This window comes from Pseudorhodoplanes sinuspersici (assembly GCF_002119765.1).
Taxonomy (GTDB): domain Bacteria; phylum Pseudomonadota; class Alphaproteobacteria; order Rhizobiales; family Xanthobacteraceae; genus Pseudorhodoplanes; species Pseudorhodoplanes sinuspersici.
In genome coordinates, this window is record NZ_CP021112.1 from 4,875,243 (window position 1) to 4,900,065 (window position 24,823).

A 24,823-nucleotide genomic window follows, 5' to 3' on the forward strand; every position below is an offset into this window, starting at 1 on the left:
ATCGATTAATTGACCGTACCGCGCCGCAGATCAGCCTCGATCAGCAGCCTGCGCGAGGCACCAAACCGCACGCGGTAGACCTGCATATTCTCCATCACTCGCTGCACGTAATTGCGGGTCTCAGAGAATGGGATCCGCTCGACCCAGTCGATCGGATCGACCTTGGGATCACGCGGATCGCCAAAGCGCGCAATCCAGTCGCGCACACGACCGCGGCCGGCGTTGTAGGCGACGAAAGCCAGGATGTACGAGCCCCGATAGGTCTCGATGACGTCGCCGAGTTCAGCTGCGCCAATCTGCACGTTGTAAACAGGGTCGTTCAACAACCGCGCCGCGTCGAAAGCGACGCCGTTCTTCTTGGCGACGAGCTTGGCCGTGCCCGGCAGCACCTGCATCAGCCCCTGCGCGTTGGCGCCTGAGCGCGCACGCGGATTGAACCCGCTTTCCTGCCGCGCAATGGCATAAGCAACATGGGGCTCGATCTGCGGACCGATCGGCTTGAAGCGCGGAAGGCCGGCAATCGGGTAGGCATAATACTCGAACGGCAGCCCGCGCCCGACGGCGGTGCGCCCAAGCAGCGCCAATGCTCGCGCATCTTCCCGCCGCTCGACAAGCGCCGCGACCGCGGCCAAAGCCGCCGCATCCGGCGCGCGATCGGCAAGATCTGCGACAGCGGATGCGACGAGGTCACGCTCGTCGATCGCATAGAGCATGTCCATCGCCCGCACGATCTCGAGCCGGCTGGCCTGCGGATGTGACGGCGGCGGCCCTGGAATGCGAAGCTCCGAACCGCCGAGACGGGCATGTGCGATCTGCCCGTAATAGGTCGTGGTGAAGCGCGCGGCGCGCTCGTAATAAGCCTTCGCTTCGGCATTCTGTCCGAGCGCTTCGGCTGTTCGCGCATACCAGTAATAGCCACGCGATTGCGACGCCGGATGTTCCGCCACCTGCACGGTACGAGCGAATAGCGGTTTTGCCGTCGCCGGATCGTTCAAGAAGCGAAACGCGATCCAGCCGGCGGTAAACAAATGCTCGACGCGAGCCCCTTCTTTCTCCGGCATCGCCGCATTGCGTGCGATCCGGAAGGCTGTATGCGCATCGCCTTCATCGAGGAGCTTGCGCGCGAGCAGGCGCCGCTCCGCCCACCATTCGTCGGGATCTTCGACATTGGCCGGAGCCGCCATCATCGCCTGTGCAGCCTCGGCGGTCTTGTCGTTTCGCCGTAGCCACTGTGCCCGTGTAAACAGATAAATCGCGTCGCTCCGCGCATCAGCCGGCACGGCATCCAGCAAGGCTTTCGCGCGTGAGGATTTACCGATCACCGCAGCTCGGGCCTTGACCAGCGCGACCTGCGACGCACCGAGCCTTTGCGCCGCGCGCAATGCCTGATCGGTGTCGTCAGAATAGAGCCGTTGGTTGAGCCGCGCCTTGTGATCGCCGCTGTTCAGTAATGGACCGAACGCGTCGAGCACCTGGCGCTCCATGTCAGCCGTCAGCGCATCGTTGCGCCATGCATCGCGGACATATTGCTGTGCCATCGCGCGATCGCCCTGCGCCAGGAGCGCACGCGCATAAGCGAGCTTGCCTTTGGCTGTCAGCGGCTTGTTGGACGCGAAATAGCGGCGGATGACGGCGTCGTTCACGCCATTCTGCCACAACGCGGCCTCCGCCTTGCGCCGGAACTGTGTGATATTCGGCCAGCCCGGATTGGCCGTAGCAAAACCGGCATAGCGCTGGAAATCGAAATCATCGTTCTCTGCGCGGAGCACCACCCATTCGATCAGCTTGGCCGCGAGCGGGTCGGTCACGCTGTTGCCAACCGCCGCCGCTTCCGAGGTCTTGCCACGGCGGGCCAGCTCGATCGCTTTCTTCACGCCGGCGAGGCTTTCAGAGGATGGCGGTGTGCCCGGTGCCAACACGGCGGGCGGAACGGGACTGGCAGCATCAGGAACGGCGGTTGCGGGAGCAGATGCGAGAGGCGCACCGATCGGAGTTGGAAACGCCGGCGAGGTCGTTTCAGGGGCACCATATCCAGGGCGGGACTTCGGCAACGGAAGAGCGGCGGATTTCGGCTCGCTTGTCTTCGCCGCAGCCTTGGCGGTTGGCTTCTTGCTGCTGGCTTTGGCTTTCTTGTTATCGGCCTTTTTCGGCTCGACCTTCTTGCCTGCGGCCTTTGTTGCCTTGGTGTCGGATGGTTTGCCTTTGGCATTCGCCGCAGGTTTTTCTTCGGCGCCGGGCTTGGGGGCTGCATGCACGGCGGCAACGGAAATGGCCGCTGCGGCTGCCAGCGCGGCTAGGAAAAAGCCTTTGCGTGTCAAAACAACGTCCTCCGCCCCCGAATCGGATTGCACGGACTCGCCAATGAACTGATAATGCTAAGAAACCCATTAACGGCACGCAAACTATCCGTGCCACTGGAAAACGGCGGGATTGCGGGCATCAAATACCGCAATGGAACCGGTCAATAACATTCGCTTTAATCCCCTCCGCCGAACCGCTATTGATCGGCCTTTACCGATGCGCCGATGGTGGCGCCGCAATTGGTCGTAGGATCGGCGTCATGGCTGCAAATGGAAAGTTCCGGGGGTCTTTCACGGCGCTGGTGACACCGTTCCGTGACGGCAAACTCGACGAACAGGCTTTCCGCGATTTCGTGGAATGGCAGATTGCCGAAGGCACCGATGGCCTGGTGCCGGTTGGCACGACCGGCGAAAGCCCGACCCTGTCGCATGACGAGCACAACCAGGTCGTCGAATGGTCCATCGCGCAGGCGAAGGGCCGCGTACCCGTCATCGCCGGTGCCGGATCGAATTCGACGACCGAAGCGGTGGCTCTGGCGCGGCATGCCGAGAAGGCTGGCGCCGATGCCGTGCTGGTGGTGACTCCCTATTACAACAAGCCGACCCAGGAGGGCCTGTATCAGCACTTCAAGGCGGTGAATGATGCGATCGGAATTCCGATCATCATCTACAACATCCCGCCGCGATCGGTTGTCGACATGTCGGTCGATACGATGAAGCGGCTGTTCGAACTGAAGAACATCGCCGGCGTGAAGGACGCCACCGGCAATCTCGCGCGGGTCTCGCTGCAGCGCCAGGCGATGGGGCCGGACTTCATCCAGCTTTCGGGTGAAGACATGACCGCCCTCGCATTCAATGCCGCGGGCGGGCATGGCTGCATCTCGGTCGTCTCGAATGTCGCGCCGGCCTTGTGCAAGCAATTGCAGGACGCAACTCTGTCGGGCGACTATAAGCAAGGCATGGTCATCCAGGATCGTCTCGTGCCGTTGCACAACGCGATCTTCCTCGAGCCTGGTCTTGCCGGTGCGAAATACGGGCTCAGCCTGCTCGCGCGCGGCAATGAAGATGTCCGCCTTCCGTTGCTGCCAGTGACCGCGCCGACCAAGGCAGCGATCCGCAGCGCCATGGTGCATGCGGGCCTGATCAACTAGTGGCTGCTGCGGACGATCCGCCATCGCCTGTCCGCTGGTAATCCAGCTTGCCGATCCGATATAGGGAGCCGGCCATGTCGCCGTTGGGCGGAGTGGTCGACAGTCTTGAGTGATTTGAGAGATGGCAGAGGCGAAAGAGCGTGCGCTGAAGGTTGTCGCCGATAACCGCAAGGCACGCTTCAACTACGAAATCGGCGAGACGTTTGAAGCGGGCGTCGCCCTGACCGGCAGCGAGGTCAAGTCGCTGCGCGCCGGCAATGCGACGATTGCCGAATCCTATGCCGATGCCCGCAACGGCGAGGTCTGGCTGATCAACTGCAACATCCCGGAATACCTACAGGCCGGCCGTGACAACCATGCGCCGAAGCGGCCCCGCAAGCTGCTGTTGCACAAGCGCCAGATCAACAAGCTGATCGGCGCGGTCGAACGCCAAGGCTTCACCGTCGTGCCGCTGAAGTTTTACTTTAACGGCAAGGGACGTGCGAAACTCGAAATCGCGCTGGCGCGCGGCAAGAAACTTCACGACAAGCGCGAGACGCTCAAACAGCGAAGCTGGGACCGTGAACGCAGCCGTCTGTTGCGTGCGAAAGGCTGATACTGCGGCTTGCCCTTCAAGTTTCTGTTGAAGAGACTGCACTGATTGCCGATCTGAGACGGCATCGTTAAGAGATCACGCGAGGATAACGCACAAGACCTGATCTTCAGATGAGACAAGGATTGAACCCCGAATGAGATACGGGTCGGTCTTAATCCTGAGTGATCCAATGGACATAGCTCCGCCGCCCCTGTTTTTTGCGGCGCGGGGTACGCCGTCGTCCAAACCGCCGCTTCATGCCCTTCGAAGAGAAGGGCGCGCGGAACGCCGGGCTCTCAGCCTGCCCGCGGCCCCATGCGCAAGTGTGAGTAAAGCGCATGAGATTGGTCGCACCACGAACCGCCGAAAAGCTTCGGCGTTCCGCGCGCGGTGTTTGAGGCTTGCTCTGCGACAACCCCGGAGGACAGACACCGTGGACCGGACGACACCGGGCGGCTCTTCTTGTTATCCTCCGCTGGTGACCCACGGCCGGTGAGCCGGATCATCGCAGCTTGGGCCTCCGCTGCGGATGCTACGTCCTGCATCCTCAACGGCCACCGCATCCCGCCCCGCGTCTCACGACGCTCATGAAACGCCCCTTCAGCGGGGCGGGATGGAAGGAAATAAATCCTATATCTGCAAGAATGTCAAGCGGCGATTTCTCAGCCCATCGCTTTCTTGAAGTTGTCGTCCGCCTTGGTCCAGTTCACCGTATTCCACCACGCCTTCAGGTAGTCAGGACGACGGTTCTGATATTTGAGATAGTAGGCGTGCTCCCAGACATCGACGCCAACAACGGGCCTGGCTCCCAATTCCAGCGGCGTGTCCTGATTCGCCGTGCTGATGACGTCGAGCTTCTTGTCCTTATTAACGACCAGCCACGCCCAGCCTGAGCCGAAGCGGCCGGCGCCGGCGGCATTGACCTTTTCGATGAGACCGCTGGTGCCGCCGAAGTCCTTGTCGATCGCTGTTTTCAGACCGCCGGTCGGCTCTTTCGCGCCGCCGGGCTCCATCAGCACCCAGAAGAAGGAGTGGTTCCAGTGGCCACCAAGATTGTTGCGAACGCCGGCGCGCACAGCTTCAGGCACTTTGCTCAAGTCCGACAACGTGGTCTCGATCGGGGTCGTGCCGAGTTCGGCCCAGCGCGACACCAGCTGGTTGGCCGCATTCACATAGGCGGCGTGGTGACGATCGTGGTGGATCATCATCGTCTGCGCATCGATATGCGGTTCGAGCGCATCGAACGCGTAACCCAGCGGCGGCAGTTTGAACGGGCCGGACGGCTGGGCCGGAGCCGTCTGAGCGAGAGCCACCCTGCCGGCGAGGCTTGAGGTTGCGATCAGACCCGCCGCGCCGGCGAGCAGTTTCAGACCTTGGCGCCTGTTCATGTGCTTTCTCCTTCGCCGCTTCGGCGACTGATGATATCGACATCGTCAAACGGAAAACCGCCAGCCGGCGGAACGCTCTGCAATGACGGCTGACAGCCTACAAAGTTTCAGCGATCAAAATGGCGACGCTCACAGGGATGTGAGGAGAACGGCATTGGGATCGGGGGCCAGAGCCAAGGCAAATTCCCCCACGAGGCAGCCGTATTGTTCTCTGCACAAAGCAAAACCCCCGGTCTTTCGACCGGGGGTTCGCTTAGGCTCGTAACGTTAGGTCGGGATCAGACGATCACGGCCAGAAGTTACGCTGCACGCGGAAGGCAGCCGACCAGTAGCCCTGGTCTTCGACGGCGTAGGTGCCACCGGCCAGGCCGAACGTGGTGCCAACAGCATTGGTTCCAGCGAAAGCGGTGTTGAGCTTGGTATAGGCCACTTCAACACCGACATCGAGGTTCTGCACCGGATTCCACATGGTGCGCGAAGCCACGCGCCACAGGGAGTAGTCCGGATCGCAGGCAGCGCCGGCAGGCACGATCACGCCACCGCCACCGCAGACAGTCGCAGCGATCAGGTTCTTGGCATTGTCACTGTAGCTAACGTTCAAGTAGCCGAACGTCGCAGAGGTGCGCAGGCTCGGGGTCCAGTAATGCTCGAACGCCACCGAGCCGCCCCAGGCCTCGGTCAGCTCAAGACTGCTGCCGACACCGCCAATCACACCAAAGACCGCGTCAGAGCTCGCACCGACGGCAACACCATCCTTATGGATGAAGTTGGTCGGCGAGTTGCCATAGGCCACAAAGCCAACGGCACCCTCGGAGTACGCGATCACCCCGGACAGGGTGTCCTTGGCGTCCCACGGCATCTTCAGGGTCAGGCCGCCGCCGACGGCCCAGCCCCATTCATCGCCAGGGTGATCGCAGACAGTGGTGCTGGCGTTGCCACCAACGCAGCTAGCAAAGCCGGCGGTTGCAGCATTGTAATAACGAGCCTGGACCTGATGCAGGGCACCCATGATCTGCGCCGAACCCCAGGCCTGGTCGACGCGAATGTTGCCGACGATGTCGGGAACCTTCTGACCGCCAGCATCGCTAGCCGTGCCGATAAAGGCGGCGTTGAGATCGGTGATCGGCTTCACGCGATGGGCTGCGTCTTCGACCGAGATCGTGGCCGACAAGCCGTTGCCGAACTGCCAGGTATAGGCCGCAACGTTGTGACCGAGCGGACCCGAGGAGCCGTCGAGCGCGGGCGGCACGAGGCCATAAGCCGCGCTGTTATAGAAACCGAAGAAGGTATCCGACCGGCCGAAGGTGAAGCCGGCGAACTGGATGAAGGCACGCTCGAGAGCGAAGGCGAAGTTGCCCACGCCAGACGGAGTGGCGGTATCATCGACGCTGTTCAGGAAGTTCAGGCCGAAGCTGAAATACGAGCGCAGGGTGCCGTATTCGGTCTGCGTGCGTACGTCGCCGGTCAGACGGAAGCGGGCCTGCTGAGCGAAGGTCGTGGAATTACGCGTAAAGCGACCGGTCAGATTGCGGTCGGCGTAATTGCCCGTCGTTTCGTTGTGGTAGGCTTCATAACGGACATAGCCACCGATCTTGATGCAGGTGTCAGTGCCCGGAATGTAGTAGTAGCCGACGCCATAAAGGCTACAAATCTTCACGTACTCGACCGCTTTGGCCTTTACGGGAAGATCGGCCGCCTGCGCCCCGGCAACTGCAATCAAACCAGCAGCGGAACCGAGGAGAAGGCTTTTCACCATCTTCATGTTGAACCTCCAAGTTTGCTTTAGGGAGGGTTCAAACTCCGCTGGGTGACATTACCCAAAGAGGTTCCCCTATTCCCCGCGAACTACTCAGCTCTCCTTCGAATCCCCCGAGAGACAGCCGAGCAGTGCGACTTGGGGACGCCCCCTCCGTCGCAAGTTGGAGATTACCCAACCCCCCCTGTTCCGCAATCCAGAAACGCCCCATTCACAGGCAGTTTCGAATGTTTTCAAACCCGTGTTGCACAAAAGGCACTCAGACATGCGGCGCCTTTTAGGCATGTTCCAAAGTAGCAGAATATAGACATAAATATTTGAATTTAAACAATTTTCTTGAGAGAAAAGTTTGAGCGCGAGCTCCGGTTTCAGGCCCGCCGGCACTTTTGCCCCAACCAAGACAATTCCAAGGCGACCGGCTCTGCAAGAGCCGGTTCCATCACTTTTGGTCGAATTTCGAAGAATCATCGCGAGCTTCGCGATTGGCGGAGACGGAGGGATTCGAACCCTCGATACGCCTTGACGGCGTATAACGGTTTAGCAAACCGCCGCCTTCAGCCACTCGGCCACGTCTCCAGCATGCACGGATATGCCCAAGACCCGCGGCCCAAGCAACCTGAAAGGCGACCTCCAGTCACCTATGCGCCGATTATTTTACACGCCAATTTTCAGCTAGTGTTTTGTCAGCCAGTCGCGGGCGGCGCGCTGGGCGGCGGCGATATCGGCGGGCGACATATTCGCGGCAATCTCCTGCCGCAATTGCACCGCTTCCTTGCTGCCTTTCATCGCCGCGAGGTTGAACCACTTATGCGCGGCGATCAGATCGGTTTCGACCATATTGCCGACCGAATAGCGAATCCCGAGTTCATAATAGGTGTCGGCTGCGGACGGCCCCTGCCCCGCATTGCTCATATCGATATGAGTCATTTCAAAACGCGCCATTACTATCCCCTGTCATCATCTCCGCTTGATCGGCGGATGTTTGAAGTCCGACGACCCCCGTCAGACAGGCGGATCATGACCTGCAAAATTTGAATGGCAGTTTAAGCGTCTCAGTGAATCGATTCTGAACAAAATCGAGCACTGCAACGCCTGTAATGCTCGAAGAACATCGAAAATACGGGCGTTTTCGAACGTCGAGGAATGATGTTCGGACCAATCTTTACGCTCTGAACACCGTCAATGTTCTGATGTCGCTAACCTTCACAAAAAGGGCGGCTCACGATCATCGCGAGCCGCCCTCTCATCAATAACAATGCAGAGGCGATCGATCATCCGGCGCGGGCGCGCTGCTTGAACAACAGCTCGTAGACTTTCGGATCCTTCATATCGACCTTCGAGGCTTCTTCCACGCGCAGCTTCATGCCGCGCTGGACGGCCGGCCGTGCCAACAGCGTATCGAGCCAGCGCTTGAAGTGCGGAAACTCGGCGATGTCCTGTCCCTGGCGCTCCCATCGCGAAGCCCACCCGACGCAGGCCATGTCGGCGATCGAATAGCGGCCGGCGAGAAACGGCCGATCCTTGAGACGGGTGTTCATCACACCATAGAGACGGTTGACCTCGTTGGTATAGCGATCGATCGCATACGGCAATTGCTCGGGTGCGTAGTGCCGGAAGTGATGCGCCTGCCCGGCCATGGGACCGAGGCCTCCCATCTGCCACATCAGCCATTGCTCGACTTCGACGCGCTCGCGCTCGTTGGCGGGATAGAACTTGCCGGTCTTGCGTCCGAGATATTGCAGGATCGCCCCTGACTCGAAGACCGAGATCGGTTTGCCGCCCGGACCGTCCGGATCGACGATGGCCGGCATGCGGTTATTGGGGGAGATGGCCAGGAATTCAGGCTTGAACTGATCGCCGGTCGAGATGTTGACCGGCTTCATAATGTAAGGAAGCCCGCACTCCTCGAGCATGATCGAAATCTTCCAGCCATTCGGCGTCGGCCAGTAATGAAGCTCGATCGGGCGCTGTTTGCTGCCTGCTCCGGGCTTCGCTCTCGCTTTCTTCTTGGTGGCTTTGGATGCGCTGGTCTTGCGCGCACCTCCAGCTGCGGTGCGAGCCGTCTTCTTTGACGAGGATTTCAATTTTCGTGACGATTTGGATTTGGCCTTCGCCTGCGATCTCACTGCTTTTCGCGCCATGACTGTCTCCGGACATTCCCTTCGGTGACGGTCACCTAAAACCGCTCATGCGCACGCGCAACCCCATGCTTGCGTATGGACCGCTTCCCGTCCACCGCATACTGTTCCAAAAAAACATCGGTTCTTATTGTGATGATTGGGAGATCGAACATGAGCAAGTCTACTTTCATTTTTTCATCGGCTTTGATTTTCGCCGGCGCTGTCCTCGCCTTCACCGCCCTGCCCATGCGTTCGACACTCGCTCAGACACCGCCCGCGGCAACGACGGAGGCACCGAAGGCCGCAGATACCGACGCAGCCAAGGCCGATGCGAAGAGCCAAAGGGAGGAGCGCAAGGCGAAAAGAGCGCAAGCGCGCAAGGCCAAAGCCGAGAAGAGAGCCGCGGCATCAGCGGGGCGGCGTGCCGCCCATGAACGTCAGAAGCAATGCGGAGCTGAGTGGAGGGAAGCGCGCGCTGCGGGCAAGGTCGAAAAGACAATGACCTGGCCGAAATACTGGAGCGCCTGCAACACCCGGCTCAAGGCAAAGGCTACGTGAGACGAAGCCGGCGGCAAAAGCTTCGGGTCGGTGCAAGCAGGACCCGACACGCGCAACCCGCAAAATTTCAGAGTTAACAAATTCGATCAATCGGTGATGCGGGCTTATTGTCAAAGCCCCAACCGGATCCCAGAAAGACCGAGGGCGTCGGAGAGACTTGATGATGTCTCGCCGACGCCCTCCGTCATTACATTGAAGCCGGCGATGTCTCGCACGAGGGTATCGCGCTGAAAACGTCGCCGGCCCTGTAACGTGGCCGAAAACGGCGCAACTACTTCCGCTTCTTCGCGGCTTTGCGCTTCGTCTTCTTCGCGGTCTTCTTCGCCGCGGCCTTAGCCTTCTTACGCTTCGCCATTGTGCCCTCCAAGTTAGAGATGGCGCTATCGAAAGTGCACTCGCGAATCGACGTGCACTGGACTTCGATTACTACAGAATGCACAAAACAGCGACTCCACTTAACGAAACGTGTACTCGAACGGGCGATTTGGAGCATCCAACGTCGCTGCGCACGTCACGTCGTTGCAAGTGAAGTCAACATCACACGCTCGACACGATGCAATCATCGACAACAATCGCGATGTTGAATTTGTATCGATGGAATCAGCATTATCTGCGTGTCGCTCGAAATCGTTTTTTGTGTATTTGCGCAAGCATATGCGTCTCAACGACCGCATTTTCGACACTTGCAATGTCAAGTCCGGGCGCCCCGGACCGGCCAAAAATTTTTTTTGGATAAGTGCCGATTTTCGTTCGCCGGACACCCGAGACGAACCTGAATCGCACGAATCGTCGTCCGGTCGATTCGCTGCACGGCGTTCGCGACCGCATCGACGGACGACTTTGAGAGCGCTCGCAACCTTCATTCGGGATCGCTCGAACAAGAAACAGAGTGCGCCTCACCCGTCATTGCGACCAAGACGCACCATCGAAACGCGATCGAACGCGCGCGGCGCAATGTCGGAACGATTATAAGAGATGCTGCTGACCCAAAACGGGACGATGTTGGCGATCCAGAACTGGATTTTCCGGTTCTGGACACGCGAAACAACACGCGCGTCGCGCAACTGCGTCGCCGATCGCGAACATTTCGCATCGCTGGCGACAAAATTTCAGCGTCAGCGAGCATGAGGAGACGATCGAAAGCCGGTCGGGTGCCGCAAAATCGTTCGCGCCAACTTCGTCATGCGATTCAACGGGATAAAAGACCGGATTTGACCAGACCTTCCGCCGTGGCGAGGGGCGCGTCTCGATTGAAAGCAAGAAACCGTCGTGCGTTGGCACGCGGGAGCCACTCCGCTCGAACACTCTAAGGTTCGAGATAAGGCGCGCCATCCTTGCGCACAAACCGACCGTCGGCGTTTGAACTCATCATGTCGATGTCGGAGCAGATCGTGACGTCAGCGGGCGAACGCGAGCCGACTTCGAGATAGACCGCCACCGCGTCCGACTTGTTGATCAGGTGATGGCCATTGCCGGTCCCTTTCGGGAAGGCCGCGCAATCGCCGGCACGCAGCACCGTCTCGCCGGCATCTTCAACCAGCGTCAGTTCGCCCTCGAGCACGTAGACGAATTCGTCTTCGTGCGAATGCCAGTGGCGCTGGCTCGACCAGTTGCCGGGCGGCAAGCGCATCAGATTGACGCCGAAATCCGTCAGTCCGCCGGCATTGCCCAGCCGCTGCCGTATGCGCTCCGCGCACGGTGCGTCGAATGGCGGCGGATAGCCCGAGCCTTTGCGTTGCGGCACGGCAGCGATGTCGATCTTGGGCATCGGAATCCTCCCTCGCGATGGCGGCCACAAGACAAGACGCTTCCACGGGAGGCGAACGACGCCAGCCTTTCAACCAGCTCAGGCGAGGCCGAGCTTCTTGCTCAACAGCTCGTTCACCGCCTGCGGATTGGCCTTGCCGCCCGATGACTTCATCACCTGACCGACGAACCAGCCGATGGCCTTGGGATTGGTCTTGGCATCGGCCACCTTGTCGGGATTGGCGGCTACGATTTCATCGACGACCTTCTCGATCGCGCCGAGATCGGTGACCTGCTTCATGCCGCGCTGTTCGACAATGGCGCGCGGGTCGCCGCCTTCGGTCCAGACGATCTCGAACAAATCCTTGGCGATCTTGCCGGAGATGGTCTTGTCGCCGATCAGATCGAGGATGGTGCCAAGTTGCGCAGACGAGACGGGCGACGCGCCGATATCCTTGCCCTCTTTATTCAACCGGCCAGCCAGTTCGTTGATCACCCAGTTGGCAGCAAGCTTCGGATCGCGCCCTTTGGCGATGTCCTCGAAGAATTCGGCGGTCTCGCGTTCGGCAATCAGTACGCCGGCGTCGTAAGCCTGCAGTCCGTAGCCATCGATGAAGCGCGCCTTCTTCTCGTCCGGCAGCTCCGGCAGGTTCGCCTTCAGCGCATCGACATAGGCGTCGTCGAATTCCAGCGGCAGCAGGTCGGGATCGGGGAAATAGCGATAGTCGTGCGCCTCTTCCTTGGAGCGCATCGACCGCGTTTCGCCCTTGCCCGGATCAAACAGCCGCGTCTCCTGGGTGATGCTGCCGCCCTCCTCCAGGATGTCGATCTGACGGCGCGCTTCGAACTCGATCGCCTGACCGATGAAGCGGATCGAATTGACGTTCTTGATCTCGCAACGGGTGCCGAGATCGTCGCCCGGCCGGCGCACCGACACGTTGACGTCGGCGCGCAGGCTGCCCTTCTCCATGTCGCCGTCGCAGGTACCGAGATAGCGCAGGATGGAGCGCAGCTTCGAGACATAGGCCTTGGCCTGTTCGGACGAGCGGATGTCGGGCTTCGACACGATCTCCATCAGCGCAACGCCGGAGCGGTTGAGATCGACCAGCGACAGCGTTGGATGCTGGTCGTGAATGCTCTTGCCGGCGTCCTGTTCGAGATGCACCCGCTCGATGCCGACATCGATGCTGCTGCCATCCGGCAGATCGACGCTGACCACCCCCTCGCCGACGATCGGCGACTTGTACTGGCTGATCTGATAGCCCTGCGGCAGATCGGGATAGAAGTAGTTCTTCCGGTCAAACACCGACTTGTTGTTGATCTGCGCTTTCAGGCCGAGGCCGGTGCGGATCGCCTGCTTGACGCATTCCTCGTTGATGACCGGCAGCATGCCCGGCATCGCCGCATCGACCAGCGACACATGCGAATTGGGCTCGCCGCCGAAGGCGGTCGAGGCGCCGGAAAAGAGTTTCGATTCCGAGGTGACCTGGGCATGGACTTCCATGCCGATCACGACTTCCCAGTCGCCATCGCCGCCGCGGATGAGGTTCTTATTTAAGACTTTTGCCATTGCACTCTGAACGTTGTGGTGGACCACTTAGCACCCGAGAGCCTGAACATGTCCATTCGCTGCATATTGCAGGATTGGATTGTCTCGCGTCACGATCCGGTAGCCATATTCCCGTGCCGTCGCGACGATGATGCGATCGGCGGGATCCCGGAGCGTGGATTCCGGAAGATCTGATGAAGCAATCAAAACGTCCGGCGGCATATCCGCGAGCAGGAAGTTCAGATCGTCTCGAAGCCGTCGAAACCAGACTTGTGGAGCGATCTGCAATCTCAAACGTCCCCGAGCAACAAGCAGACCGATTTCCCAAGCCGAAATCGGCGAAATCCAAACCGGCACGGCATCATCGAAGGCCATCTCCAGTGCTTGTCGGGCTGGCTTTGATAACGTCTCGCCTTCCGCGATAAAAATGGCGGCACAGGTATCGAGCAAAAGGGGCGATGACATTTAATCGTACGCTTTGCCCCAATCGGGATCGGCTGGCTCCGTCAGATCGACGCCCGGCGCAAGTGTCACCAATCCCTTCATTGACCCGTACAAAGGATGACGCGGAGAGATAGCCGGCCTTTTCATGATATCGGCGTCCTTGAGCATGCGGTCATGCGCGCGCGTGGCCTTCCGAAAAACCAACTTCCGACTGACCATATCGACGTCTTCCGTGCGATAGCCTGCGTCCAACCACGCCCGCGTGATGACGCTGTTTGACGGATTGTTGCTCCACCACGCGCGATGCTCGGTCGCGCTGGCTGGCAATTTTCCTCCGATCAGACGTTCGATCTGATCGAAGGTCATCCGTACTTCGGCCATGCCCTGCTTTTTCAGGAAGGCGGCTAAAGGCTCGTACTTTCCCATTGCCGGTCTCCGGCCAACTCAATAGTTACAAAGTAACTATTGTTACTATGCTCGTCAAGACAGGTGGGGTTACCACCACGCCTCCGCCGAATAGGATCCGGCCGCCTGCTCGATCACTTCGCCAAGCGAGAACAAGGTCTCTTCGTCGAACGGCCGTCCGATCAATTGCAGACCGAGCGGCAAGCCATCCTCCGACAGACCGGCCGGCACCGCGATGCCCGGCAGCCCCGCCATGTTCACCGTCACGGTGAATACGTCGTTCAGATACATCTCGATCGGATCGGCACCGCTTTTCTCGCCGACGCCGAAAGCCGCCGATGGCGTTGCCGGCGTCAGGATCGCATCAACGCCCGCTGAGAACACATCCTCGAAGTCCCTCTTGATCAGCGTGCGGACCTTCTGCGCCCGCAGATAATAGGCGTCGTAATAGCCGGCCGAGAGAACGTAAGTGCCGATCATCACGCGGCGGCGCACTTCGTCACCGAACCCGGCGGCGCGGGTGGCTTCATACATGCCGGTCACGTCGCGGCCATTCTCGCGCAAGCCGTAGCGCACGCCGTCATAGCGGGCGAGATTGGACGAAGCTTCCGCCGGCGCGACAATATAATAAGCCGGCAGCGCGTATTTCGTATGCGGCAGCGAAATGTCGACCATTTCGGCGCCGGCCTTCTTCAGCCACTCGGCGCCCTGGTGCCACAGCTTTTCGATTTCCGGCGGCATGCCGTCGATCCGGTACTCCTTCGGAATGCCGATCTTCATGCCCTTCACCGATTTGCCGATCGCCTTTTCGTAGTCGGGCACCGGCCGATCGACACTCGTTGTGTCCTTGGGATCGTGACCGGCCATCGAGCGGAGAAGGATCGCGTTATCGCGCACCGTGCGCGTGAACGGTCCGGCCTGATCGAGCGAGGATGCGAACGCCACAACGCCCCAGCGCGAGCAGCGGCCATAAGTCGGCTTGATGCCGACGATGCCAGTGAAGGCGGCCGGCTGGCGGATCGAACCACCGGTATCGGTGCCGGTCGCCCCGAGACACAGCCGCGCCGCGACCGCAGCCGCCGAACCGCCGGAGGAGCCACCCGGCACCAGCGGCGTGTTCGAACCGTTCCGCCGCCAGGGCGAGACCACCGCGCCGAAGGCCGAGGTTTCGTTCGACGAGCCCATCGCGAATTCGTCGTTGTTGGTCTTGCCGAGCATCACCGCGCCATCGCGCCAGAGCTGCGACGTCACCGTCGATTCATAAGGCGGAACGAAATTGCCGAGGATCTTCGAGCAGGCGGTGGTCCGCAGGTCGCGGGTGCAGAACAGATCCTTCACGCCGATCGGAATGCCTTCGAGCGGACCCGCATCGCCCGATGCGATCTTGGCGTCTGAGGCTTTGGCGCGCTCGCGTGCATGCTCCGGCGTTTCCAGCACATAGGCATTCAACGCGCGCGCCTTCTCGACCGCTTCGATATGCGCATTCGTCAGTTCGGTGGCGCTGAAGTCTTTCCTGGCAAGTCCGTCACGGGCCGCAGCGATCGTCAGTTTGGTGAGTTCGGTCATTCGGTTGGACTATCGCAGGCAAAGTCGGCAGTGGATTTTTTGGCAGGCGGCGCTTTCTGGCGGACGACCTTGGTGCCGTCGGGCTCTTCCACCACCTCGATCTCGCCGGGGAGCGGCAGGCCGAGCGCGCGCAGATCGTCCTCCGAATGGCCGTCCGGCATTTCGCCCCTGGCGATCTGCTGGATCAGCTGCCACTTGTAGTACATATCGGCTTCTTCACAGGCGAGGCACATGATGTTTCGCCCTCACTCGACCACTTTGGGCACGACGAAATAGGAGCCTTCCGAGGCCGGCGCATTGCGCAAGATGTCTGCGACGATGCCGCCGTCGGTCACCTTGTCCTCGCGCTTCTTCATCACCATCGGCGTCACCGACGTCATCGGCTCGACACCCTCCACATCGACCTCGGAAAGCTGCTCTACGAAGGCGAGGATCGCGTTCAGTTCGCCGCGCAGATGCTCGACCTCGCTGTCGGCGACAGCGATCCGGGACAGATGGGCAATTCGGCGGACGGTCGCCGCATCGACGGACATGCTGGCTCCAATATATGTGTACGGCGTCGCTATAGCAGAGGCCGGTTTGCGCAAGCAACGGACCGGCTGCGCAGTTTCAGGTTACCAGGCCCGGACGCTCCGGTCCGGCCCAACGGGAACATGATGGCCACCGCCATCCCAAGAGCCGGACGGGCCGCCCTATACCATGCCGGATCGTTTCCGGCCCGAAATCCCGCGGGCGACGAGCAACCCCGCGAGCCGTCTGCCCACGCGATCATGCATTTCAGGCCATGAATTTGGGCAATGCAGCCGCCAGCGCATCGACGGCAAGACGGACCTTCAGCGGCAAGTGTGGTGTCTGCAACCACAGCGCATAGGCATCGTAAGGAAATTCCGGCTGCTCCGGCATGAGCTGTACAAGCGTGCCGGCCTGAATGCGCTCACGAACCAGCCAGCTTGGAAGCCACGCAAGCCCCATGCCGATGGTCGCGGCGTCGGCGATGGCATCGAGGTCGTCGAGTCGCAACCGGCTGGCTGGCGTGACCTCCACCGGAGGCTGGTCATCGCGCGGAAACAGCCACGGGCGAATACGGCCCGACCGGCGGTAGATGATCGCGGTGTGATTGCCGATCTCCTTTATCTGTCGTGGCGCCCCGTGCCTCTCGATATAGGACGGCGATGCGCAGACGATCATGCGCTGGCGCGCGACGCGCCGCGCGATGATTCCGGCTTTACCCTCAAGCTCGCCGGTCCGGATGGCAAGGTCGTAGTCATCGTCCATCAAGTCGGCAAAGCGATCGTTCAGCGACAGATCAAGTTCCAGCTTGGGATATTGCTGCACGAGCGCCAGCAAGACGGGAGCGACACAGCGCCGGCCGAAGTGCACCGGCGCGGTGACGCGCAACCTTCCGCATGGTTCCGACAATTGATCGGCTGCAAGTGCATCCGCAGCGTCGGCTTCGGCGAGCACCAACCGGCAGCGTTCGTAATAGGCGCGACCGAAATCCGTCAGGCTCTGGCGTCGCGTGGTGCGGTTGATGAGGCGCATGCCCAGACGCTCCTCCAGAAACCGGACATGCTTGCCGACCATCGGTCCGGACAGATCAAGCGCGGCTCCAGCAGCGGCGAACGAGCCCAGGTCGATGGCTTTAACGAATACCGCCATGCTCGTCAGACGATCCATATTCAAAACATCTGGTTTCTGCTGTTCTTCCTATGGCGCTATTTATCTACAAAATCCCCGATGCCACAGGTCATTCAATTCAATTATTTTGGAGTTATGGCCAGATGGTGCGGGTAGTTCGCTTTCATGAGCATGGCGGTCCCGAGGTTCTGCGCATCGAGACTATCGACGTTCCGAGGCCCGGTCGGGGTGATGTTCAGATCCGCGTCAAGGCGTTAGGCCTCAACAGGGCCGAAGCGTCGCTCCGGTCGGGCACTTATATCGAGACGCCGCCATTGCCCTCCGGTCTTGGCCTCGAGGCAGCGGGTATCGTCGAGACCGTCGGCGAAGGCGTGGACGGTTTCGTGCCCGGTGACGCCGTCAGCATCGTGCCGCCGCTATCGATGGTGCGCTGGCCCGCCTATGGTGAGCTTGCAACATTTCCTGCCGCGCTTGTCGTCAAGCATCCGCCATCGCTCAGCTTCGAAACGGCCGCAGCAGTTTGGATGCAATACCTCACCGCCTATGGCGCATTGATCGACATTGCCAAACTCCGCCGCAAAGACTTCGTCGTTATCACTGCCGTATCAAGCAGCGTCGGACTCGCCGCAATCCAGATTGCCAATATCGTCGGCGCAACCACGATTGCCGTGACGCGGACCTCTGCCAAGACGAAAGCGTTGCGTGAGGCCGGCGCCACCCATGTCATCGCTTCAGCGGAAGACAATCTGGAAGCCCGCCTGAAGAATATTGCTGGTCAGGACGGCATACGCGTTGTGTTCGATCCGATTGGCGGCCCGATCTTCGAACCGCTCACGACCGCAATGTCACGCGGCGGCATTCTCCTCGAATATGGCGGCTTGAGCCCGGAGCCGACGCCCTTCCCGCTATTCACCGTGCTGAGCAAAAGCCTGACGCTGCGCGGTTATCTCGTCCACGAGATCATCGCCGATCCAACACGGCTGGAGATTGCCAAGGCATTCATCCTCGACGGGCTGACGTCGGGTTCGCTTCAGCCGGTCATCTGCAAAATCTTTCCCTTCAACGAGATCGTCGAAGCGCATCGCTTTCTGGAATCGAACGAACAATTCGGGAAGATTGTCGTGACGATCTGACGGGACTGCGAGCTCAGCTCCGAAGCGTACCGAACACCACCTAAACAATCTGTCTTGCCAGATCGACGAGATCCGCGGCGGCGAAATCGACCGGGACGCTGGGACCAGACTCGCCCTTCCCCGGCCCGTATTCATTGGGCCGCGCGATATGGGCGGTTCGCAATCCGAGCGCGGCAGCTGCGGCAAGATCCGAACTATGCGCTGCCACCATCATGCATTGCTCCGGCGGCAGATCGAAGGCGGCGCAGGCGGCGTTATAAACCTCGGGCTTGGGTTTATAATCGCCAGCGACTTCGGCGCCGAGGATCGCGTCCCATGCGAAGTCGTTGCGGCGCGCGAGATCGACCATCAGCGAGATATTGCCATTCGAGACCGGCGCAAGCCAAAACCTGGTGCGAAGCCGGCGCAATCCTTCTGCGGAATCCGTCCAGCCGTCGAGGCGATGCCAGGCGAGATTGAGTCTGCGGCAATTCTCCTCGCTCAAACCCTGCAAGCCAAAGCGCGGGCGAATGCGATCGAGATTGTGCCAGTGCAGCACGTCAAGCTTGCTGAAAGGGATACGCCCCGCCCGCACCTCCTCCATTCCCGGCTGGTATTCGCTGCGCCAGGCATCGGCAAAGGCAAACCAGTCGAGGTCGTAACCCAGCGGAGCCAGCAGAGCTTTCGCCTCCCGGGCAATCCCGCCGCGCCAATCGACGACCGTGCCGAAGACATCAAAGAACAGTGACCGGATCTCCATCATTGGCGCTATCGTCCTCATTTCACATAAAGGTTTTGCATTTTGTCATACTCGATGCTTCAATTTTCGAGCGTTTCTAATCTGCTGTCATGAAGCCACAATTTTGTGTTGCATGCAGGTGTTGCCAGCAATTTTTGATGTGCTAGAGTAGCTGGACCGGAAATTTTTCTATGGCAATTCCCCTCACGATGGAGGGTCAGATGCTGCTTTTCGAAGGAGAATCCGGCGCGGAAACACTCCGTTTTCTCGAAGAAAAGGCGTGTGCCGGAATTTGGAGCCTGGACTTTACCACCCGCAAAATGGCGTGGTCGGATGGCTTTTATGAGTTGCTGGGCGTGAAGCCTGGAAGTGTCGAGCCTTCCTATGCAGCGATCGCCGGATTGATGCACCCTGACGACCGCCGCTCTGCCGGCGAATTCGACCGCATCGTCAGCGAGGGACTGCCGCTCGATCGAGAGCTGCGCATCATCCAGCCGAACGGAAAGCTGCGTTGGCTTGCCAACCGCTCTGAAGTGCATCTCGACAAGACCGGCACGCCGGTGCGCGCATTCGGTATTCTGATCGACGTCACGCAACAGCGCGAGATCGCCCTTGCCAAGGACGCCGCCGATTCCCGCTTTCGCGCCCTTGTCGTCGCCACCAACGCCTTTGTCTGGACTGCCGATGCCGATGGCAATCTGCTGGACATCCGCAACTGGCGTGAGCTGCGCGGAGAAAACCCCGCGCCGTTCCTTGGTACAAACTGGATCAATCTCATTCATCCAGACGATCGCGAGCGCACATTACAAGCCTGGACCGAAGCGGTCGAAAGCAAACGCGACTATTCCATCGAACACCAGTTCGTCCAGCCGGACGGCTCCTATCGCTGGATGCTGTCGCGCGCGGCGCCGATCATGCTGGAGACAGGCGCTGTCCGTGAATGGGTTGGCCTCTCGTCGGATATCCATGACAGCAAAGTGTGGTCTGCCACCACGACAGACGTCGAACAATCGGTGCTAACGGGCGCGCAGATCCGCGCGGCGCGCGGTATCGTCAATTGGTCGGTGCGTGAATTGTCGGAGGCCGCGCGTGTCTCGAGTTCGACGATCCGGCGCCTTGAAGAATCGAACGAGGCTCCGACCTCAACCGAAGAGTCGCTGGGGCCCATCCGCACGGCCCTCGAAGGCGCAGGCGTGGAATTCCTGTTTCCGCCGACCGGAAAGCCCGGCGTAAGGCCGAAGTAAAACTAATGGAAATTCCCTCGTTGCGCCGCTTCTCTGTCGCGCGCCGCTGGTGATCGAGGCTGGTATCATCGGATGGCCGGAAGGACAGGTCGTACACGTCGATCAAGAACGTCGTCCCTCAATGTCCGCAGACTGTGAGAAATCAGCCCGAATAAGGGGCCGATCATCTTTCGGGATTCTCGACAGGCCAGCGAGGGCGCGGCATTTGCAGCGCAGCGCGGCCTGACGCCCTCCCAGCCACATCTATGCATATTCGTGGTGCCGTCGGCGTGCGATTTGGTGGCATCATGCCTTTATTTGGTTCAATTTGCTTCAAAGTTTAACGGATTATGACCTTCCACATGCAGGAACTGCATAGCTGCACCGCAACATAGAAACTTTTGCAGCGCACCATGAATCCCTATTTTGGATATCAGAATCAGATCTTCGAAAGGGACGACCACTATGCTTATCGCTCACTTCTTCCGGTTCCTGCGCCAGTGGCGCGCCTACGGTTCCAGCCTTCAGGAACTGTCCCGCCTTGGTGACCGCGAACTCGCCGATATCGGCATCAGCCGCTCGGACATTCCGCGTATCGCTTGGGAAAATGCCGAACGCTCTGCCTGATTGAAATCGGGTACAGCCAATAAATCTCGCAAGCGCCCAGTCCGTCGGACTGGGCGCTGTGTTTTTTGGCGGGGGCCTGCAAGCCAAACCGCAAGGGTTAGGGGCGGTTTATACAAGCTGCGGCTTCAGGCCGCTCTCGCCGATTGCTCCCGGCCGCCGCTTCGCCTAGCTATCCGGGATGAACTCCAAAAGTCCGGTCCATATTGTCGGCGGCGGCCTCGCCGGCTCCGAAGCGGCTTGGCAGATTGCCGCGCGCGGCGTGCCGGTCATTCTCCATGAGATGCGGCCGACGCAATCGACGGCCGCACATCACACCGACGCCCTGGCGGAGCTCGTCTGCTCCAATTCCTTCCGGTCCGACGACCGCGAAACCAATGCGGTCGGCCTGCTGCATGAGGAGATGCGCCGGCTCGGCTCGCTGATCATGCGCGCGGCCGATGCCAATCAGGTCCCGGCCGGCGGCGCTCTGGCGGTGGATCGGGTTGAGTTTTCAGCCGCCGTGACCCGCGCCCTTGCGGATCATCCGCTGGTCACGATCGACCGCGGCGAAGTCGGCGGCCTGCCGCCCGAGGCATGGGACAATGTCATCATCGCCACCGGTCCGCTCACCTCGCCGGCCCTGTCCGACGCGATCCGGACCGTCAGCGGCGAATCCGCACTCGCCTTCTTCGACGCTATCGCGCCGATCGTGCACCGGGAATCGATCGATATGTCGGCGGCCTGGCTCCAGTCGCGCTACGATAAGGTCGGCCCTGGCGGCTCGGGCGCCGACTACATCAATTGCCCTCTCGACCGGGCGCAGTATGACACCTTCGTCGATGCGCTGCTCGCCGCCGACACGGTGTCGTTCCATGAATGGGAAGCATCGACGCCCTATTTCGACGGCTGTCTCCCGATCGAAGTGATGGCCAAGCGCGGCCGGGAGACCTTGCGGCACGGCCCGATGAAGCCGGTAGGCCTCACCAATGCTCACAAGCCGCATGAAAAGCCTTATGCGATCATTCAGCTTCGGCAGGATAACCGCTTGGGAACGCTTTATAATATCGTCGGCTTTCAGACCAAGCTGAAGCATGCGGAACAGATCCGGATCTTCCGGACTATTCCAGGTCTTGAGAACGCCGAATTTGCGCGGCTCGGCGGACTGCATCGCAATACCTACCTGAACTCGCCTCAGCTTCTCGATGACAGCCTGCGGCTGCGCGCCTTGCCGCGATTACGCTTCGCCGGACAGATCACCGGCTGCGAGGGTTATGTCGAATCCGCCGCGATCGGCCTGCTCGCCGGGCGCTTTGCGGCCGCTGAACGCCTCGGTACGTCGCCATCGTTTCCTCCGGCGACGACGGCGCTTGGATCGCTGCTGGGTCATATTACCGGCGGCCATATCGAAACCATCGATGCCGGTCCGCGCTCGTTCCAGCCCATGAACATCAATTTCGGGCTGTTCCCGCCGCTGACCCAGGTTCCGACGAAGGATGAAAACGGCCAGCGTCTGCGAGGACCGGCCAAAACCGTCGCCAAGAAGCGAGCTCTGTCCGCCCGCGCCCTTGCCGATCTCGATGGCTGGATCGGCGCCTCAAGTCTTATTGCAGCCGAATGACATTTTCCGCGGCGCAAGCTAGAAGCGCGGCACCAATCACCATGAATGACCGCGACACCATACCCGCCGAGCTCGCCGGACGCTTCCGCAGCCGCCTGATCCTGAAGCAGGACGTGTTTTCGACCGTCGAGCGCGGCACCTTCACGACGCCGGACGGCGAGATCGAAGCCGTCATGCGCCGGATCGATCTCGTTCCGTGGTGGAGTGCGGTCATCGCCCGCCATTTCCTCAAACGCGAGGCGCGCGCGCTGGCCGTTGCCGGCAGTCTCGGCATCGCACCGCCGCTGTTGTTCCTCGGCAGACGGACGCTTGTGCGCGGCTGGATCGACGGCCTGCCGATGCATATCGCCAAGCCGGAGGGCGATGCGAATTACTTCCGATCGGCCCGGCGGGCCTTGCGCGCGCTGCACCGCGAATGCGTGACGCACAACGACCTCGCCAAGGAACAGAACTGGCTGCGCACGCCGACCGGTTATGCCTCCCTCACCGACTTCCAGCTCGCCACACGGTTCGCGCGGCGGACCGCTCTATTCCGCCTCGCCGCCTACGAAGACCTGCGGCACATGCTCAAGCACAAGCGCCGCTATGCGCCAGAGGCGCTGACCGCGATCGAGAAGCGGATCCTGTCGCGCAAGACATTGCCGACCCGCATCTGGATGGCGACGGGCAAGAAGGTCTACTACTGGATCACGCGCGGCATGCTGAATTTCACCGACCGCGAAGGTTCGGGGCCGCGCTTCGTCAACGATGCGCCGAAGCTGGTGGCGCGGCTGAAGCAGCATCCGGGTGTGCGCGATGCGGTGATCGTGGCCTTCCCCGATCGCCGCACCGGCACCGGTCTCTATGCCTATGTCGAAGGCGAGAAGATCGCCGAAAGCGAGCTGTTGAGTTTCCTGGGCGAGAGCACCGACAGCGCGGCCGCACCGGAACGGCTGCAGGTGGTCGATCATCTGCCGCGAAACCGCAATGGCGATGTCCGCACCGACATCCTGCAGCTTGTGGCGATGAACCAGATCGATCTGATCGATCCGTTACTCGCCAGCGAAACCGAAAAGGAAGTGGTGGCGCGGATCGTCGCCGGCCGCCAGAACCTGCGCGACCGGTTCGCGTTTTAATCCCGAAGCAGCATTATCTCCGCTCGTCGCTGCGAAGGCGGGGACCCAGGTGTCACGCGATTCCCGCTTTCGCGGGAATGAGCAGATGGCGGGGCACTGAGTAACGAAGCTCACAGCCAGGCACTCAAATTCCTCGACGCGCGCCATAGGACCCATTGCTTGCGCCATTGCGGAAGCTGCGCACGGTCATGCGCGATGAGCGCGAGCGGCAGGAAGGCGGGCAGAACCGCGTCCGGCAACGATGTGATCAAGGCCTTGACCGCATCGAGATGATGTCTTGCCACCAGCATGAGGTCGAATGGTATTTCGCTCGATGACATTTGCGCTGCCGTTGTAGCGACGCCCGCATGATGACAGGCCAGTTTGGTGGCCTCCGTCGGCGCGCCGGCAAGGATATGCGCAGCAGCCTGATAGATCGCACCCAGCGTCTCCGACGCCAGCAATTCGAATTCCGCTTCGCCCGGATTCCAGTCCGGATACAAGGCGCGCTGCCGCCCCTCGATCACGCCGAGCGCAAGCGCGACGGGAATGACATGGCGCGTCACCATCGCAAGGAAGGCCTCAGCGACCGGATGGCCTGCCGAATCGGCCTTGCCCGTGATCGCGTCTGACCACCATTGCAGCCTGATCTCGCCGGCAAGCGGTTCGCGCACACGATGGGCGACAGCCGCGGTCTCGATATCGAAGGCATAGAGCGCGAACAGGTCCGGCCTTGTTGCAGCGGGCGCAAAAAGCGTCGCAAGAAACCGATCCTTGTCGGCTTCCCGGACCAGGGCTTCGCAATGTTGGGCGGCGTCCGACATGCGCGCACAATACGCAGCGTGTGACGTCAGTCCACCGCGATCAACGCTGCGGCAACTCTTCGGCCTTCTTCGAGCAGAATATTATAGGTGTTGGCGGCCTGACCGGTCTGGCTGGTCTCTGCGGAAATCCTGTGCGTGGCGAAGAGCTGCATTAGTTCGACCGGCAAGGACCAGCGCGTGCGCCCGGTGCCGATCAACAGAATACCGATGGCATCGGCCTCGGCAATGACGGGCGCAAGTGTTTCGGCCGTAATGCCCTCGGCTTCCGTCACCGGCCAGGCCCAGATGCCGCTCGGCAGAAACAGCAGTGAGCCGCGATGCGACATGCCGGCGAAGCGGAAACCGCCCTTGCCGTAGGACTCGACCGGCGCCGGACGCGGAAAGTGCGGTGCTGGTGACGGCGATACCAGGA

24 protein-coding genes and 1 tRNA gene are annotated in these 24,823 nt (G+C 60.7%); 8 read left to right on the top strand and 17 right to left on the bottom strand.

Going from position 1 to position 24,823, the window contains the following annotated elements:
• Positions 1-5 precede the first annotated feature (5 nt).
• On the bottom strand, positions 6-2,318 hold the full coding sequence (locus CAK95_RS23740; protein ID WP_086090160.1) for a lytic transglycosylase domain-containing protein: 2,313 nt from the start codon (positions 2,316-2,318) through the stop codon (positions 6-8).
• A gap of 242 nt (positions 2,319-2,560) precedes the next feature.
• Between CAK95_RS23740 and dapA the strand changes: the two genes are divergently transcribed.
• Both dapA and smpB read left to right on the top strand, forming a co-directional pair.
• A complete protein-coding gene (dapA, locus tag CAK95_RS23745) occupies positions 2,561-3,451 on the top strand; it encodes a 4-hydroxy-tetrahydrodipicolinate synthase (protein ID WP_086091624.1) in 891 nt (296 codons plus the stop codon).
• A 121-nt stretch (positions 3,452-3,572) separates the two neighbouring features.
• Positions 3,573-4,046: an SsrA-binding protein SmpB gene (smpB, locus tag CAK95_RS23750; protein WP_086090161.1), complete on the top strand. Its 474-nt coding sequence runs from the start codon at positions 3,573-3,575 to the stop codon at positions 4,044-4,046.
• 641 nt (positions 4,047-4,687) lie between these two features.
• Here smpB and CAK95_RS23755 read toward each other — a convergent pair.
• From CAK95_RS23755 to CAK95_RS23775, 5 genes are all read right to left on the bottom strand, one after another.
• Positions 4,688-5,413 carry a superoxide dismutase gene (locus tag CAK95_RS23755; RefSeq protein ID WP_086090162.1) on the bottom strand — a complete coding sequence of 242 codons (726 nt, stop codon included), beginning with the start codon at positions 5,411-5,413 and terminating at the stop codon, positions 4,688-4,690.
• Positions 5,414-5,699: 286 nt separating this feature from the next.
• On the bottom strand, positions 5,700-7,175 hold the full coding sequence (locus tag CAK95_RS23760) for a porin (protein ID WP_086090163.1): 1,476 nt from the start codon (positions 7,173-7,175) through the stop codon (positions 5,700-5,702).
• A 477-nt stretch (positions 7,176-7,652) separates the two neighbouring features.
• Positions 7,653-7,745: transfer RNA gene (locus CAK95_RS23765), tRNA-Ser, on the bottom strand.
• A 96-nt stretch (positions 7,746-7,841) separates the two neighbouring features.
• On the bottom strand, positions 7,842-8,111 hold the full coding sequence (locus CAK95_RS23770) for an SEL1-like repeat protein (protein ID WP_086090164.1): 270 nt from the start codon (positions 8,109-8,111) through the stop codon (positions 7,842-7,844).
• A 329-nt stretch (positions 8,112-8,440) separates the two neighbouring features.
• Positions 8,441-9,082: a glutathione S-transferase family protein gene (locus tag CAK95_RS23775; protein WP_245303899.1), complete on the bottom strand. Its 642-nt coding sequence runs from the start codon at positions 9,080-9,082 to the stop codon at positions 8,441-8,443.
• A gap of 378 nt (positions 9,083-9,460) precedes the next feature.
• On the opposite strand from CAK95_RS23775, the gene CAK95_RS23780 reads away from it, so the two are divergent.
• On the top strand, positions 9,461-9,847 hold the full coding sequence (locus tag CAK95_RS23780) for a hypothetical protein (RefSeq protein WP_086090166.1): 387 nt from the start codon (positions 9,461-9,463) through the stop codon (positions 9,845-9,847).
• A gap of 1,306 nt (positions 9,848-11,153) precedes the next feature.
• Here CAK95_RS23780 and CAK95_RS23785 read toward each other — a convergent pair.
• The 8 genes from CAK95_RS23785 to CAK95_RS23820 form a co-directional block, all read right to left on the bottom strand.
• Positions 11,154-11,615, bottom strand: a complete 462-nt coding sequence (locus CAK95_RS23785; RefSeq protein ID WP_086090167.1) for a cupin domain-containing protein — start codon at positions 11,613-11,615, stop codon at positions 11,154-11,156.
• Positions 11,616-11,693: 78 nt separating this feature from the next.
• Positions 11,694-13,163, bottom strand: coding sequence for an Asp-tRNA(Asn)/Glu-tRNA(Gln) amidotransferase subunit GatB (gene gatB / locus CAK95_RS23790; protein WP_086090168.1), 1,470 nt, complete (start codon positions 13,161-13,163; stop codon positions 11,694-11,696).
• A gap of 27 nt (positions 13,164-13,190) precedes the next feature.
• Positions 13,191-13,607, bottom strand: a complete 417-nt coding sequence (locus CAK95_RS23795) for a type II toxin-antitoxin system VapC family toxin (RefSeq protein WP_086090169.1) — start codon at positions 13,605-13,607, stop codon at positions 13,191-13,193.
• Entirely contained in the window at positions 13,608-14,012 is a 405-nt protein-coding gene (locus CAK95_RS23800; RefSeq protein ID WP_086090170.1) for a DUF7662 domain-containing protein, read from the bottom strand.
• A gap of 69 nt (positions 14,013-14,081) precedes the next feature.
• Positions 14,082-15,557, bottom strand: coding sequence for an Asp-tRNA(Asn)/Glu-tRNA(Gln) amidotransferase subunit GatA (gene gatA, locus CAK95_RS23805; RefSeq protein ID WP_086090171.1), 1,476 nt, complete (start codon positions 15,555-15,557; stop codon positions 14,082-14,084).
• The gene (locus tag CAK95_RS23810) at positions 15,554-15,790 is read right to left on the bottom strand and encodes a hypothetical protein (RefSeq protein WP_086090172.1); all 237 of its coding nucleotides are present in this window, start codon (positions 15,788-15,790) and stop codon (positions 15,554-15,556) included. The genes gatA and CAK95_RS23810 overlap by 4 nt, the downstream gene beginning before the upstream one ends.
• Positions 15,791-15,802: 12 nt before the next feature.
• Positions 15,803-16,090 carry an Asp-tRNA(Asn)/Glu-tRNA(Gln) amidotransferase subunit GatC gene (gene gatC / locus CAK95_RS23815; protein ID WP_086090173.1) on the bottom strand — a complete coding sequence of 96 codons (288 nt, stop codon included), beginning with the start codon at positions 16,088-16,090 and terminating at the stop codon, positions 15,803-15,805.
• A gap of 244 nt (positions 16,091-16,334) precedes the next feature.
• The gene (locus CAK95_RS23820; RefSeq protein WP_086090174.1) at positions 16,335-17,234 is read right to left on the bottom strand and encodes a LysR family transcriptional regulator; all 900 of its coding nucleotides are present in this window, start codon (positions 17,232-17,234) and stop codon (positions 16,335-16,337) included.
• Between the two features lie 104 nt (positions 17,235-17,338).
• Between CAK95_RS23820 and CAK95_RS23825 the strand changes: the two genes are divergently transcribed.
• A complete protein-coding gene (locus tag CAK95_RS23825) occupies positions 17,339-18,328 on the top strand; it encodes a zinc-dependent alcohol dehydrogenase family protein (RefSeq protein WP_086091625.1) in 990 nt (329 codons plus the stop codon).
• 40 nt (positions 18,329-18,368) lie between these two features.
• Here CAK95_RS23825 and CAK95_RS23830 read toward each other — a convergent pair whose 3' ends face one another.
• Complete coding sequence (locus tag CAK95_RS23830; protein ID WP_086091626.1) at positions 18,369-19,067, bottom strand: haloacid dehalogenase type II; 699 nt, start codon at positions 19,065-19,067, stop codon at positions 18,369-18,371.
• A gap of 170 nt (positions 19,068-19,237) precedes the next feature.
• Here CAK95_RS23830 and CAK95_RS23835 point away from each other — a divergent pair, with 170 nt between their 5' ends.
• From CAK95_RS23835 to CAK95_RS23850, 4 genes are all read left to right on the top strand, one after another.
• Positions 19,238-20,290: a PAS domain-containing protein gene (locus tag CAK95_RS23835; RefSeq protein WP_086090175.1), complete on the top strand. Its 1,053-nt coding sequence runs from the start codon at positions 19,238-19,240 to the stop codon at positions 20,288-20,290.
• Positions 20,291-20,734: 444 nt separating this feature from the next.
• Positions 20,735-20,896 (top strand): DUF1127 domain-containing protein, encoded by a 162-nt coding sequence (locus CAK95_RS23840; protein WP_086090176.1) that lies wholly within the window; start codon positions 20,735-20,737, stop codon positions 20,894-20,896.
• Between the two features lie 178 nt (positions 20,897-21,074).
• Positions 21,075-22,493: a methylenetetrahydrofolate--tRNA-(uracil(54)-C(5))-methyltransferase (FADH(2)-oxidizing) TrmFO gene (gene trmFO, locus CAK95_RS23845; protein ID WP_086090177.1), complete on the top strand. Its 1,419-nt coding sequence runs from the start codon at positions 21,075-21,077 to the stop codon at positions 22,491-22,493.
• 41 nt (positions 22,494-22,534) lie between these two features.
• Positions 22,535-23,608, top strand: coding sequence for an AMP-binding enzyme (locus CAK95_RS23850; RefSeq protein ID WP_086090178.1), 1,074 nt, complete (start codon positions 22,535-22,537; stop codon positions 23,606-23,608).
• Between the two features lie 110 nt (positions 23,609-23,718).
• On the opposite strand, the gene CAK95_RS23855 is transcribed toward CAK95_RS23850, so the two are convergent.
• Together CAK95_RS23855 and CAK95_RS23860 are read right to left on the bottom strand one after the other, a co-directional pair.
• The gene (locus CAK95_RS23855) at positions 23,719-24,411 is read right to left on the bottom strand and encodes a phytoene/squalene synthase family protein (RefSeq protein WP_086090179.1); all 693 of its coding nucleotides are present in this window, start codon (positions 24,409-24,411) and stop codon (positions 23,719-23,721) included.
• 26 nt (positions 24,412-24,437) lie between these two features.
• On the bottom strand, positions 24,438-24,821 hold the full coding sequence (locus CAK95_RS23860; protein WP_086090180.1) for an Mth938-like domain-containing protein: 384 nt from the start codon (positions 24,819-24,821) through the stop codon (positions 24,438-24,440).
• Positions 24,822-24,823: the final 2 nt, after the last annotated feature.